Source organism: Sphingomonas phyllosphaerae 5.2, assembly GCF_000419605.1.
Lineage (GTDB): Bacteria > Pseudomonadota > Alphaproteobacteria > Sphingomonadales > Sphingomonadaceae > Sphingomonas > Sphingomonas phyllosphaerae_B.
Window position 1 is genome coordinate 567,195 of record NZ_ATTI01000001.1, and the last position, 13,604, is coordinate 580,798.

The following is a 13,604-nucleotide window of genomic DNA, read 5'->3' on the forward strand; positions in this document are numbered from 1 at the left end:
CGGGCGCGCTACCCCGGACATCACACTATAAGGGGCCGCCGCATGTTCTCGCCGATCGTTCGCTCGCTGGCGTTGCTGGGCAGCGGGGCCGTGCTGTGGATCGCAGCGCCGGCGGCCGCGGAATGCGCGCATGACAAGGTGCGCGTGAACCTGCCGGCGCAGCGGCTGGACGAGCGGGTGCTGGCGCTGGCGAAGGCCAGCGGGTGCTTCATGGAAGTCGACACCACTTCGCTCGCCGACAAGCAGGCGCGACGGTTGCGCGGGCGGATGACCGCGGGCTCGGCGCTGTACCGCTCGCTGCGTGGCAGCGGGCTCGAGGCGGCGCCCGTCAAGGGACATTGGCGGATCGACCGGCGGCAGCAGGAGCGGTTCGCGCGCCGCGTCGCCACGCTGCGCGCCACGACCGCGGCGCAGCGCGAGCGCGACGCGATCACGGCACCGCGCGCGCGCGACGCGGATCAGAGCCTGCGGCATGTCGAGCGGGCGCTGCCGCGTCGCGTGAACGAGCAGGCGCATCTGAGCGTGACGGAGCGCGTCCGCTATGATGCGAAGCTGGACAGGGTGGCGCGCAGGATCGGCGCGCCGCCGACGCCGCTGCCGTCGGGGTGGGTCGCGCCGGCGCTGTGAAGCAGGTTCCGCGGGGAACCGTCGCCGCTCGGCGTTGCGGCGGCACGACCCCGGACGTGATCCGGATCGCCGCGATCACCAGCAGCGAGTAGCAGGACTCCAGCGCGGTCGGTAGCGCAGGCCTGCTGGCGTGCGCCGGAAGGTCGGCGTGATCCGGAGGCGACGCGCCTCAGCGGTCGCGCCACCAGATCAGCAGCGCCAGCGCGACGCCGGCGGCGAGGCCGGCGAGGAAACCGATCGAGGGCTGGCCGGTGTACAGGCCGAGCGCGGTGCCGCCCAGCGCGCCAAGGGCGATGGGGAAGCCGCCGGCGGACGGGGAGCGCGGGGAAGGTGCCATGCCGCGTCGCATGCCACGCCGCGACGCGCCGCGCCAGCGCGCGTAAGTGGCTGGGGTTTCGTGAGAGCCCGCGCGACCGGACGTCTCGCGCATGCGACGAGGGGGCAGGTGCGAGGGCCGCTTTCGCCCTTCTTCTTGCGCGGGGGAACCGCTAGACCGGCGCGCATGTGGCCGGACGTGGGGCGGCATGGCGTGCTGGTCCGCGTCGTGTGCGGCGCGATGACAATGAGCGGGATCGCGACGGTCCCGGCGTTCGCGCAGCAGGCGCCGGCGCCGCCCGTCGTCGTGCCCCCCGCACCGATGATCGACGTCGACCCCAACGATGCGCTGGCACCGCTGCCCGATATCGGCGTCGACTGGCCCGATCTGTCCGCGACGCCCGCCGGCGCAGCGGCGGCGAAGGCCCAGGTGGCGGCGAACTTCCGTTATGGCTGGCGGATCGACGGGGTCGACGAGATCGGCGGCGCGCTGCTGCGGCAGCGGTTCAGGGAATTGTCGGTGCTGGCCGGCGCGGAGGGCAAGGAGGCGAATGCCGCGCAGCTGGACCAGCGCGCGCGGCAGGATGCCGAACTGCTCGTCACGCTGCTGAAGGGCGATGGCTATTACGACGCCGCCGTCGCGACGCGGGTCGAGCGCGACGGGCGCCGGCCGGTGGTGGTGCTGGGCGCGACGCCGGGGCCGCTGTATCGCTTCGCCGGGGTGACGCTGGCGGGGGTCGAGGCGGCGGGCGCGAAGACGACGGCGCTGCGCGAGGCGTTCGGGGTGAAGCCCGCCGATCCGGTGAATGCGGATGCGATCGCGGCGGCGGAGGCGAACCTGCGCACGCGCGTCGGCGAGGAGGGCTTTCCGTTCGCCGAGGTGGGTGAACCGGAGGTGGTGGTCGACCGTGCGACGCAGACGGCGACGCTGGCGATGCAGGTGGCGCCGGGCACGGCGCGCCGCTTCGGCCGGATCACCGTCAACGCCGACAACAAGGTGTTCGACGCTGCGCACGTGCAGGACATCGCGCGCTTCGCGCCTGGCGACGCCTACGAGACGTCGGAGGTCGACGACCTGCGCCGCGCGCTGGTGCAGACCGGGCTGGTCTCCACCGCGCAGGTGCGTGCCGTGCCCGGCGCGACGCCGGACGCGGTCGACATCGCGGTACGGCTGGAGCCGGCGCCGCCGCGAACCGTCGCGGTCGAGCTGGGCTATGGCACCGGCGAAGGCGCGCGGTCCGAAGTGAGCTGGACGCACCGCAACCTGCTGCCCCCCGAAGGCGCGGTGACGCTGCGCGGCGTGGCGGGCACGCGCGAGCAGCTGGGGCAGGTCACCTTCCGGCGCAACAATTTCCACGCGCGCGACCGCGTGCTGACCGCGCAGCTTTCCGCCGCGCACCTGCGCCGCGACGCGTTCGACGCGCAGACGATCTCGCTGTCGGCGGCGCTGGAGCGGCAGACCAACATCTTCTTCCAGAAGACGTGGACATGGTCGCTGGGCGCCGAACTGGTCGCCACCGACGAGCGCGACGTGATCGCCTCCACCGGCGAGCCACGACGCCGGACCTTCCTGATCGGCGCATTGCCGACCAGCCTCGGCTACGACGGGTCGGACGACCTGCTGAACCCGACGCGCGGGTTCCGGCTGGCGGGACGGGTGAGCCCCGAGGTTTCGTTGCAGGACACCGTGTTCGGCTACACGCGCGTGCAGCTGGACGCGAGCAAGTACCAGCCGGTCACCGACAGCGTCGTGCTGGCGGGCCGCGTGCGGCTGGGCACGATCCTGGGCGCGCCGCGCGACCGGATCGCGCCGTCGCGGCGCTTCTACGCCGGCGGCGGCGCATCGGTGCGCGGCTATGGCTTTCAGTCGATCGGGCCGCGCGACGTCAACAACGATCCGATCGGCGGCCGCAGCCTCGCCGAATTCGGGATCGAGGCGCGGGTGCGGGCATTCGGCAACTTCGGGGTGGTGCCGTTCCTCGACGCCGGCAACATCTCGACCGGCGAGCTGCCGAGCCTGACCGGGCTTCGCTACGGCGCCGGGATCGGGGTGCGCTATTACAGCAATTTCGGGCCGCTCCGCGTCGATGTCGGCACGCCGATCAACCCGCAGCCGGGCGATTCGCGGATCGCGGTCTACGTGTCGCTGGGGCAGGCGTTCTGATGGGCGCCCTGAAACGCCCGGCGCGGATCGTCGGCGCGATCGTCGCCGCGCTGCTGGCGCTGGTCGCGGTGGTGGGGGTGGTGCTCGACACCGACATCGGGCACCGGATCGTCGCCGACCGCGTCAACGCGCTGACGCCGGACAACGGCCTGCGCTTTCGCCTCGGGCGGATCGACGGATCGCTGTACGGTGCCGCCGAGCTGGTCGACTTCCGGCTCTACGATCCGAAGGGGCTGGTGCTGTCGGTACCGCGCGCGCGGCTCGACTGGTCGCCGCTGGCGTGGTGGCACAACCGGCTGGACATCACCGCGCTCGATATCCCGGTCGCGACGCTCGCCAAATTGCCCGAGCCGCGCGACACCGGACGCGCCGGACCGCTGCTGCCGAAGTTCGACATCGCGATCGGGCGGCTGGCGATCGCGCGCCTGATCGTCGCGCCGGCGGTGACCGGGCGTGTCCGCGACGGGCGCGTGCTGGCGCGCGCCGACATCCGCGACGGCCATGCCGTGGTCGCGCTCGACGCGGTCGTCGCCGGCAGCGACCGCGTGGCGCTACGGCTCGACTCGCGACCTGCCGCGGGCAAGTTCGACATCGATGCGCGGGTGCGCGGCGTGGCGGGCGGCGTCCTCGCGCAGCTGACCGGGCTCAAGCGCGCGGTCGCGCTGGACGTGCAGGGTGCGGGCGACTGGCGGCAGTGGCGCGGGCGCGCGGTGGCAGATGCGGCCGGGGTGCGCATCGCCGACCTGACGCTGGGCAATGCCGCGGGCCGCTACACGCTGACCGGCGAAGTTGCGCCGGCGAGCATCACCAAGGGCAAGCTGCCCGCGTTAACCGCGCCGCGCGTGGCGGTGAACGGCGCGGGGACGTTCGCCGACCGTCGGCTCGACGGGACGCTGGCGCTGCGGTCGCGCGCGCTGGCGGTACAGGCCGAGGGGATGGTTGACCTGGCCGGCAGCGCGTTCCGCAACGTCCGCGTCACTGCGCGCCTGCTGCGGCCCGAGGCGCTGTTCCGCAACATGACCGCGCGCGACATGCGGCTGCGCGCGATCCTCGACGGCAATTTCCGCACCTTCGCCTTCGACTATCGGCTGAGCGCGGCGCGGTTCGCCTTCGACAACACCGGGTTCGAGCAGGCGCGCGCCGCCGGGCGCGGGCATTGGGGACCGCGCCCGGTCGCGGTGCCGGTGGCGTTCGGTGCCGCGCGCGTGACCGGGGTCGGCGACGTCGCCGGCGGCATCCTGCGCAACCTGTCGCTCGCGGGCGTGCTGCGCATCACGGCGGACACCGTCACCGGAGACGGCCTCCGGCTGCGCTCCGACAAATTGTCGGGCGATGTCGGGTTGACGCTGGACCTGCATACCGGGCGCTACGACGTGGTGCTGTCGGGGGCGCTGGGGCGGTATGTCATCCCCGGGCTGGGAGTGGTCGACGTCCAGTCGCAGTTGCGCGTGGTGCCGGGGCCGGACGGGCATGGCACGCGCGTGGTCGGGCGCGGGACCGCGCGGATGCTGCGCCTCGACAATGCGTTTTTCCGGAGCCTGGCGGGCGGGCTGCCGCGCGTCGAGACGCTGCTGGAGCGGACGCCCGACGGGGTGCTGCATTTTACGAAGCTGGTGCTGACCGCGCCGTCGATCCGGCTGGCGGGCACCGGCTATCGCCGACGCGACGGGACGTTCGTGTTCGAGGGATCGGGCACGCAGTCGAGCTATGGCCCGGTACAGCTGAAGCTGGACGGGAAGATCGAGAAGCCGGTGATCGACCTGCTGTTCGCGCGCCCCAATGCCGCGATGGGCCTGCGCAACGTCCGCGCGCATCTCGATCCGACGCCACAGGGTTTCACCTTCACCGCTGCGGGCGGATCGCGGCTGGGCCCGTTCGAGGGCGCGGGCGCGATCCTGCTGCCGCGCGGCGGGCAGGCGCAGGTGGCGGTCGCGCGGCTGGACGTGAGCGGCACACGCGCGAACGGCACGCTCGACATCGTCGATGGCGGTTTCCGTGGGCGGATGACCGTGGCGGGCGGCGGGCTGGGCGGCGCGCTCGACTTCGCGCCGGTCGGCGACGTGCAGCGGATCAGCGGCAGGATCGACGCGCGCAACGCGCGGATCGGCGGCGGTGCGAGCGTTCGGCAGGGGCGCGTCGACTTCAACGTGCTGCTGGAGCCCGAGGGCGCGCGCGTGACCGCTACGACCAGTGGCGCCGGGCTGCGGCGCGGCGCGCTGTCGGTGTCGCGCTTCGCCGGGCAGGCGACGCTGGCGGGCGATACGGGCGAGGTGCGTGCGTCGATCGCGGGCTCGCGCGGGGTGGGCTTCCGCGTCGAGGCGGTGACGCAGATCACCGCCGATGGCTATTCGGTGCGCGCCAACGGCACGATCGGGCGGCAGCCGATCCGGCTGGAGACTCCCGCCGTGCTACGCCGCGACGGTGACGCGTGGACGCTGGCGCCGACGCGGCTGACGTTCGCGGGCGGCAGCGCCGAAGTGTCGGGACGGGTCGGCGCGGGCGAGACCGCGGTGCGCGCGACGCTGGCGCGGTTGCCGCTGGGTGTGCTCGACATCGGCTATAGCGGGCTGGGGCTGGGCGGGACCGCAACCGGCACGCTGGAACTGTCGGCACGTGACGGCGCGGCGCCGACGGGACGCACCAACCTGACGGTGCGCGGGTTGACGCGATCCGGGCTGCTGAGTTCGTCGGCGCCGATCGACATCGGCGTGGCGGGCGTGCTGGGCAGCGACCGGCTTGGCGTGCGGATGGTGATGGCGTCCGGCGGCAGGACGGTGGGGCGTGCGCAGGCGCTGCTCAAGCCGCTCGGGTCGGGCGACCTCGTGCAGCGGCTGACGCGGGCGGGCGTGTTCGCGCAGCTACGCTATTCGGGTCCGGCGGACACGCTGTGGCGGCTGACACGGATCGAGCTGTTCGACCTGTCCGGACCGGTCGCGATCTCCGCCGATGTGACGGGGACGGTCGCGAGCCCGCAGATCCGCGGGCTGGTGCGCGCGTCGGGGGCCCGCATCCAGAGCGCGACGACCGGCACCGTCGTCACCAATATCGAGACGGCCGGGCGCTTCGACGGATCGCGGCTGCGGATCGAGCGCTTCAGCGGCGACGCCGGGCGCGGCGGGAAGGTGAGCGGCACGGGCAGCTTCGATTTCGGTGCGGCGAATGGCGTGGCGCTCGACCTGCGCATCGCCGCCGATCATGCGGTGCTGATCGACCGCGCAGACATCGGCGCGACCGTGACCGGGCCGATCGCCTTCACCTCCGACGGGGTCGGCGGCGTGATCTCGGGCGATGTGCGGCTCGACAGCAGCCGGTATCGGCTGGGGCAGGCGACGGTCGCCAGCGCCCTGCCGCAGATCAACGTGCGCGAGATCAACGTGCCCGGTGGCGAGGTGCTCGACGACGATGCGGCCGCACCGTGGCGGCTCGACCTGCATGCGCATGCCCGCAACGGCCTGATGGTGTCGGGGCTGGGGCTGGCCAGCGAATGGACCACCGACGTCAAGATCGCGGGCACGCCGACCAATCCGGCGATCACCGGACGCGCCGACCTGGTCCGCGGCGACTACGAGTTCGCCGGTCGCGAGTTCGACCTGTCGCGCGGGATCATCCGTTTCGCGGGCGAGGTGCCCGCCAATCCCGCGCTGGACATCGAGGCCGCGGCGAACACCACCGGGCTGAACGCGACGATCCGGGTGACCGGGGTGGCGCAGAAGCCGGAGATCAGCTTTTCGAGCACGCCCGCGTTGCCGCAGGACGAATTGCTGTCGCGGCTGCTGTTCGGCACCTCGATCACCAACCTGTCCGCGCCGGAGGCGTTGCAGCTGGCCGCGGCGGTGGCGGCGTTGCAGGGCGGCAACGGCGGGCTGAACCCGATCAACGCGGTGCGGCGCGCGGCGGGGCTCGACCGGCTCCGCATCCTGCCCGCCGACCCGCAGACCGGGCAGGGCACGTCGATCGCGGCCGGCAAGTATGTGACGCGGCGGCTGTATGCCGAGATCATCACCGATGGCGCCGGCTATTCCGCGACGCGGGTCGAGTTCCAGGTGACGCGCTGGCTGTCGTTGCTGTCGTCGATCTCGACGCTGGGGCGGCAGAGCGGAAACGTGCGCATCTCGCGCGATTATTGACGCGCAGGTGACCCAATTCGATCGCGCCGGAACCCCGCAGCCCGGCGCGCGGTTGAGCGCGGAACGATGACGACGCCACAACTTCTCTCGATCGCGACCCTGATCGGGATGATGGCGCTCTTCATCTGGGGACGCTTTCGCTACGACGTGGTGGCAATCATCGCGTTGCTCGCCAGCCTGGCGCTGGGCATCGTCAAGCCGAACGAGGCGTTCAAGGGTTTCTCCGACGACATCGTCATCATCGTCGCGTCGGCGCTGGTGTTGTCGGCCGCGGTGCAGCGGTCCGGCGTCGTCGAACGCGTGCTGCGGCAGGTCGCGCGGCGCGTGCGGCGTGTGCGCGGACAGTTGCTGGTGCTGACCGGATCGGTCGGCGTGGCGAGCGCGCTGGTGAAGAACATCGGCGCGCTGGCGATGCTCATGCCGGCCGCGATCCAGATGGCCAAGAAGAACGAGACCTCGCCGTCGGTCTTCCTGATGCCGATGTCCTTCGCGTCCTTGCTGGGCGGGTTGATGACGCTGGTGGGCACGTCGCCCAACATCATCGTCAGCCGTTCGCGCGAGCAGATGATGGGCGAGCCGTTCGGCATGTTCGACTATACGCCGGTCGGGCTGGGCCTGCTGGTGATGGGACTGCTGTACCTGAGCATCGCCTACCGGCTGATCCCCGCCGACCGTCGGGCGGCACCGAGCATGGCCGAGGCGCTCGACATCACGGGATACGTGACCGAGGTGGTGATCCCGGAGGCGTCGCCCGCGGTCGGCGAGACGGTAGCGGCGTTCCTCGATCGGCACGAACATGAAGTGACGATCACGCGGATGGTGCGGGCCGGGATGCGCAGTCATCCGCAACCGGATACCGAATTGCGCGCCGACGACACGCTGATCCTGGGCGGCGATCCCGACGCGCTGGAACGCGCGATCGCGGGCGACCGGCTGACGCTGGAAAGCGAGGAGCGCGAGAAGCGTACCGACCGCGGCGAGAGCGAGATCGGCGTGATCGAGGCGGTCGTGAACATCGGTTCGCCGCTGGAAGGCCAGTCGGCCGGGCGGCTCGATCTTCAGGCGCGTTACGGGGTGAACCTGATCGCGATCTCCCGTCGCGACGTGCGGCTGTCGCGGCGGCTGGGCAGCATCGCGCTGCGCACCGGCGACGTCGTCGTGTTGCAGGGAACGCTGGAGTCGCTGCCGGAGAAGCTGCGCGAGCTGGGGTGCCTGCCGCTGGCGGAGCGCGAATTGCGGCTGGGGACGAGCCGGCGCGGGTGGTTGCCGGTCGCGGTGCTGGGATTGGCGATGTTCGCGACGGCGATGGGCTGGGTGCCGGTCGGCGTCGCGTTCTTCGCGGCCGCCGGCGTGGTGGTGGTCACCGGGCTGCTGCCGGTGCGCGAGGCGTACAACCATATCGAATGGCCGATTCTGGTGATGCTCGGCGCGCTGATCCCGGTGTCGGATTCGCTGCGCACCACCGGCGCGTCGGATGTGATCGCGACGTGGCTGGCGCAGACCGCCGCGGTGCTGCCGGCATGGGGCGCGGTGATGCTGATCCTGGCGGCGGCGATGGCGGTGACGCCGTTCCTGAACAATGCCGCGACGGTGCTGGTGATGGCGCCGATCGCGGCGCAGTTCGCGGGCGATCTGGGTTATCGACCGGAGGCGTTCCTGATGGCCACGGCCGTTGGCGCGGGATGCGATTTCCTCACGCCGATCGGCCACCAGTGCAACACCCTGGTGCTGGGGCCGGGCGGCTATCGCTTCGGTGATTATGCGCGGCTGGGGGCGCCGCTGTCGGCGTTGGTGCTGGTGTTCGGCACCGTGTTGATCCTGTTCTTCTGGCCGCTCGCTTGATCGGGATCACATAGAAAAAGCGGTTACTTTCCGGGCCGTTCGTGTCGGCAGGGCGTTTGCAACGTCACGTTTCCACGACCTTCGACGGAGAGAGAAAATGAAGCGTTTTCTGCCGGCTGCCGCCCTCGCGATCCTGCTTGCCACCCCCGCCGTGGCGCAGCAGATGACGCCGGACGCCTATGTCGCGGCGGCAGGGGCCAGCGACCTCTACGAAAAGACCTCGAGCCAGATGGTGCTGCAATCCACCAAGGACCCCAAGGTGCGCTCGTTCGCTCAGGGCATGATCCGCGATCACAACAAGAGCACTGCGATGGTCAAGAGCGCCGCCAGCAAGGCAGGCGTGACGCCAAAGCCGCCGGTGCTGACGCCCGAGCAGAACGACATGGTGGCGCAGCTGCGCACCGCCACCGGCACCGCGCGTGACCGTGCCTATCTGACGCAGCAGCAAACGGCGCACCAGAAGGCGCTGGCGCTGCACCAGGGCTATGCCTCTGCCGGCACTGCCGCGCCGCTGAAGACCACCGCCGGCCAGATCGCGCCCGTGGTCCAGCACCACATCGATATGCTGAAGGGCATGTAAACCGCCCACCACCGGTCATCCTTGGGTCCCGCTCTTTCGCCATCGCTTGCGAACGAGCGGAACCCGATCACGTCCGGGGTGGCGAGGGTGGCTGGTCCCCATGACCATCACCGCTCCACATCAAACGACGCTTACGCCTAGGAGCGGTCGTTACTTCGGACAGGTGTCCGCAGCGCTGGCATCCAGATCGAGGCAGCGCCCGTCCAGCCCCGACACGGGTAGCCCGATCGTCGCGGCGAGCGTCGGCGCGATATCGACCGTCTCCACCGACAGCGGCTGTTCGAAGCCCGCCATTCCCTTGCGCCAGAACAGGATCGGCACGCGGCGATCGTAGTCCCACGGGCTGCCGTGCGTCTCGACATAGAAGGGCGCCGGGTTGACGATCGTGGTCACGCGCGGGCGCAGCATCACCATGAGGTCGCCCGACCGCTCGGCATCGTAGGAGGCGCGCGCACGCTCCAGCAGCGTCCATGCCTCGGGCGGGGTCCTGGCGAATGGCGTGGCGGCGATCTCCTCGCGCGAGAAGGCGGCCGCGACCTGCGGCATCGCGAGGTAGCGACGCTTCGCCTCCGCCAGCACCTGCGCACGGCGCGCCTTGGGCACGCTGTCGGCGACATAGATGTCGCTTTCCGAGCCGAGCAGCACCGGGCCGGCGATCCCCAGCGACTGGCCGATCGCCGCGCCGACCAGCTTGGCGGCGTTGGTCGGGCTGGCATGTTCTTCCATCGGCATCGCGCGCTGCTGCTGCCGCTCGGTCATGTCGTGCGCGCCGTGGTCGGCGGTCAGCATCACCTCGTAATCCACGCCCCATTCGTCGAGCCTGGCGAGGAACGCGCCGATCGTCTGGTCGAGCTGCGCCATCTGGATGCACATTTCCGAACCCTGCGTGCCGAGCGCGTGGCCGACGTAGTCGGTGGCCGACGCGCCGATCGCGATCAGGTCGGTAGCCTTGCCCTGGCCGAGCTTCATGTCCTGGATCATCCCGGCGGCAAGCGCGAAGACCGCGCCGTCGAGCGCGGGCGAGGCGCGGAACGACTTTACGTCGCCGCCCGCGCGCTGGAACTGCCCGGTGCCGATCGTCTGCGTGCCGACGGTGATCGGCTGCGCCAGCGGCTTGCAATAGCCGGGCAGCGGCAACGCGGCCTGCGGGGCGGCGAGCAACTTGCCGACCGCGCCGTTGGCCCGCGTCACCACCGCAGGAACCGGCGCGGTGCTGCGCGAGGGCAGGGTGATGAAGCGGTCGGTCGCCCAGAACCACATCTGGTCGGTGTTGTGACCGCCCATCATGATCGCGGCGCGATCCTTGCCCGCGACCGCCACGACGCGCGTCGCCGGATCGGTGCGCTTCATCATGTCGCCGAGCGTCGCCACGCGCAGGTGGAGGTCCGATGGGGCGTACTTATCGTGATCGCTGCCGGGCGCGCGCTCGTCTTCGGCGCAATAGACGGTCTTGTCGGGACGGCCGACCCGCTGGTCGAGCCAGCTGTTGGCGATGATTCCGGTATGGGCGGGGCGCATGCCGGTGAGGATGGTCGAGTGCCCGGGGCAGGTCTCGGTCGCGGCATGGCTCTGATAGCCGGACGGAAAGACCACGCCCTGCTGCAGCCGCGCCAGCCCGTCGGTGTAGCGCGTGCGATATTGCGCGAACAGGTCGGCGGAGAATTGGTCGACCGAGATCGCGACGATCAGCTTCGGCTTCGCGGTCGGCACGGGGGCGGAAGGGGCGGGCGCCTGCTGCGCGCCGGCAGGAGCCACGGCGGCAACGGAGGCAAGCAAAACGGCGGCGAACAGGGCTTTCATGGAGCAACCTTGATGCAACGGAGGAGCGGACCGGCTATGGTCGCGCGCAGATGGTCAGGCAAGCTGTGCGCGCGGCGCTTTTCACCCTTATGACAGCCATGGCGCTGCTGCTACCGCCCGACGCGGCGATGGCGCAGACGCGGCATGTCGCGATGACGCTGACCGCCGAAAGCGAGCGGCCGGCGCCGGGCAGCGACGTGGCGCTGGCAATCCGGGCGGTGCCGCAGCCGGGGTGGCACGGCTATTGGTCGAACCCCGGTGACGCCGGCGTGGCGACCCGCGCGACGTGGACGCTGCCGGCCGGGGCAAGCGCGGGCTCGCTCGACTATCCCGCGCCGACTCGGCTGTCGATCGCCGGGCTGATGAACCACGTGTACGAACGGCCGTGGACGATGCTGACGACGTTGCGCGTGCCGCAGGGCGTGGCGTCGGGCAGCGCGCTGCCGGTGCGCGTGAAGCTCGACTATCTGGTGTGCACCGAGACGATCTGCGTACCCGAGATGCAGGAGCTGGCGACGACGCTGACGATCGGCGACGGCACGATCGACCCGGCGCGGCGCGCGAGCTTCGATGACGCGCGGCGGGCGTTGCCGCGGCCGTTGGGCAGCAAGGCGACGTGGCAGATCGACGGCGGGCGCTTCCGGCTGTCGGTGCCATACCCGCGCGACGCGCCGTTGGGACAGGCGTGGTTCTACCCGGCGCGCGGCGGCGCGATCGATTACGCCGCCGCGCAGCAAGTAACCCGCGACGGCGAGCGACTGGTGGTGGAGACCAAGGCGGCGGCGGTGCCGGAGCGCGGGCCGCTGGCCGGCGTGCTGACGCTCGGCAGCGGCCCGGGGCTGTCGCTGGTCGCCGATCCCGGCACGGTCGCGGCGGCGACGGGGACGGCCGCATTCGACTGGGGCGTAGCGCTGGCGGCGTTCGGGGGCGCGTTGCTCGGCGGGCTGTTGCTCAACGTCATGCCATGCGTGTTCCCGATCCTGAGCCTGAAGGCGCTGGGCTTGGCACGTTCGGGCGAGAGCGAGCGGCATGCACGTGTCGAGGCGCTGGCCTATACCGCCGGCGTCGTGTCGGTGTGCCTGGCGCTGGGCGGTACGTTGCTGGCGCTGCGGGCGGGTGGCGCCAGTGCCGGCTGGGCGTTCCAGTTGCAGGACCCGCGCGTCGTGGGCGTCCTGCTGTTGCTGGTGGTCGCGATCGCGCTGAACCTCGCCGGGTTGTTCGAGCTGCCGACCCCGGCGTTCGCGGGCCGCGGCGGCGCGGCGGGCGCGTTCATGACCGGCGCGCTGGCGGCGTTCGTCGCGACGCCGTGCACCGGGCCGTTCATGGGCGCGGCGCTGGGCGCGGCGCTGGTGCTGCCGGCGGCCGTGGCGCTGCTGGTGTTCGCCGGCCTGGGGCTGGGGATCGCGGTGCCGTTCCTGCTGATCGGGTTCGTGCCGGCGCTGCGGCGGCGATTGCCGAAGCCGGGGATGTGGATGGTCCGGTTGCGCCACCTGCTTTCGGTGCCGATGTTCGCGACCGCGCTGGCGCTGGCATGGGTGCTGGGGCGGCAGGCCGGGGTCGACGGCATGACGCTGGGGCTCGCCGCGGCGCTGCTCGCCGCGCTGGGGCTATGGTGGACCGGGCGGCGGCAGCTGGGCGCGGGGCGGCTGGCGTGGGTGCCGGGCGTGCTCGCGCTGCTGGTTGCGGGCGCCGTGATCGCGACGGTGCGGCCGCAAGTCGCGCGCGCGGCGGCCACGGGCTTGCCGGGGGCGGAGCCGTTCTCGGAAGCACGGCTGGCGGCGTTGCGCGCGGAGGGGCGGCCGGTGTTCGCCTATTTCACCGCCGACTGGTGCCTGACGTGCAAGGTCAACGAGAAGGCCGCGATCGAAACCGCGGCGGTTGCCGACGCTTTCGGGCGCGGCAAGGTGGCGGTGCTGATCGGTGACTGGACCGATGGCGATCCGGTGCTCGGACGCTTCATCGCACAGCACAATCGCGCCGGGGTGCCGCTCTATCTCTGGTACGCGCCCGCCGCCACGGCGCCGCGCGTCCTGCCGCAGGTGCTGACCCGCACGATGCTGACCGATCTGCCGCCGCGATGATGCGGGTGCGCTGATGTAATCGGGTTGCGTGTGCGGCCGATCTCCACCAGCATGGCTCCAAACCGCGA

The 13,604-nt window shown here is 71.6% G+C and carries 8 protein-coding genes; 6 read left to right on the forward strand and 2 right to left on the reverse strand.

Annotated elements, in window-relative coordinates:
* The first annotated feature begins 42 nt into the window (after window positions 1–42).
* Window positions 43–627: a hypothetical protein gene (locus SPHPHY_RS20815; protein WP_022685188.1), complete on the forward strand. Its 585-nt coding sequence runs from the start codon at window positions 43–45 to the stop codon at window positions 625–627.
* 169 nt (window positions 628–796) lie between these two features.
* On the opposite strand, the gene SPHPHY_RS22195 is transcribed toward SPHPHY_RS20815, so the two are convergent.
* Window positions 797–964 (reverse strand): hypothetical protein, encoded by a 168-nt coding sequence (locus SPHPHY_RS22195; RefSeq protein ID WP_022685190.1) that lies wholly within the window; start codon window positions 962–964, stop codon window positions 797–799.
* A 165-nt stretch (window positions 965–1,129) separates the two neighbouring features.
* Here SPHPHY_RS22195 and SPHPHY_RS0102770 point away from each other — a divergent pair, with 165 nt between their 5' ends.
* The 4 genes from SPHPHY_RS0102770 to SPHPHY_RS0102785 all read left to right on the forward strand — a co-directional run bounded on the left by SPHPHY_RS0102770 (window position 1,130) and on the right by SPHPHY_RS0102785 (window position 9,655).
* Window positions 1,130–3,106 carry an autotransporter assembly complex protein TamA gene (locus tag SPHPHY_RS0102770; protein ID WP_022685191.1) on the forward strand — a complete coding sequence of 659 codons (1,977 nt, stop codon included), beginning with the start codon at window positions 1,130–1,132 and terminating at the stop codon, window positions 3,104–3,106.
* Entirely contained in the window at window positions 3,106–7,233 is a 4,128-nt protein-coding gene (locus SPHPHY_RS0102775) for a translocation/assembly module TamB domain-containing protein (protein WP_022685192.1), read from the forward strand. The genes SPHPHY_RS0102770 and SPHPHY_RS0102775 overlap by 1 nt, the downstream gene beginning before the upstream one ends.
* Before the next feature lie 66 nt (window positions 7,234–7,299).
* Window positions 7,300–9,075, forward strand: coding sequence for an SLC13 family permease (locus SPHPHY_RS0102780; protein WP_022685193.1), 1,776 nt, complete (start codon window positions 7,300–7,302; stop codon window positions 9,073–9,075).
* Window positions 9,076–9,172: 97 nt separating this feature from the next.
* Window positions 9,173–9,655, forward strand: coding sequence for a DUF4142 domain-containing protein (locus SPHPHY_RS0102785; protein ID WP_022685194.1), 483 nt, complete (start codon window positions 9,173–9,175; stop codon window positions 9,653–9,655).
* A gap of 150 nt (window positions 9,656–9,805) precedes the next feature.
* Here the strand turns inward: SPHPHY_RS0102785 and SPHPHY_RS0102790 are convergent, their stop codons facing one another.
* Window positions 9,806–11,455, reverse strand: a complete 1,650-nt coding sequence (locus SPHPHY_RS0102790; protein WP_028056413.1) for an alkaline phosphatase family protein — start codon at window positions 11,453–11,455, stop codon at window positions 9,806–9,808.
* Between the two features lie 98 nt (window positions 11,456–11,553).
* Between SPHPHY_RS0102790 and SPHPHY_RS0102795 the strand changes: the two genes are divergently transcribed.
* Window positions 11,554–13,536 (forward strand): protein-disulfide reductase DsbD family protein, encoded by a 1,983-nt coding sequence (locus tag SPHPHY_RS0102795; protein ID WP_022685196.1) that lies wholly within the window; start codon window positions 11,554–11,556, stop codon window positions 13,534–13,536.
* The last annotated feature ends 68 nt before the right edge of the window (window positions 13,537–13,604 follow it).

What these genes read in the sequence shown, in the direction of transcription:
- SPHPHY_RS0102780 (WP_022685193.1), top strand. Translation starts at nt 7,300, where the DNA reads ATGACGACGCCACAACTTCTCTCGATCGCGACCCTGATCGGGATGATG.
- SPHPHY_RS22195 (WP_022685190.1), bottom strand. Translation starts at nt 964, where the DNA reads ATGGCACCTTCCCCGCGCTCCCCGTCCGCCGGCGGCTTCCCCATCGCC.
- SPHPHY_RS0102775 (WP_022685192.1), top strand. Translation starts at nt 3,106, where the DNA reads ATGGGCGCCCTGAAACGCCCGGCGCGGATCGTCGGCGCGATCGTCGCC.
- SPHPHY_RS0102770 (WP_022685191.1), top strand. Translation starts at nt 1,130, where the DNA reads ATGTGGCCGGACGTGGGGCGGCATGGCGTGCTGGTCCGCGTCGTGTGC.
- SPHPHY_RS20815 (WP_022685188.1), top strand. Translation starts at nt 43, where the DNA reads ATGTTCTCGCCGATCGTTCGCTCGCTGGCGTTGCTGGGCAGCGGGGCC.
- SPHPHY_RS0102795 (WP_022685196.1), top strand. Translation starts at nt 11,554, where the DNA reads ATGGCGCTGCTGCTACCGCCCGACGCGGCGATGGCGCAGACGCGGCAT.
- SPHPHY_RS0102785 (WP_022685194.1), top strand. Translation starts at nt 9,173, where the DNA reads ATGAAGCGTTTTCTGCCGGCTGCCGCCCTCGCGATCCTGCTTGCCACC.
- SPHPHY_RS0102790 (WP_028056413.1), bottom strand. Translation starts at nt 11,455, where the DNA reads ATGAAAGCCCTGTTCGCCGCCGTTTTGCTTGCCTCCGTTGCCGCCGTG.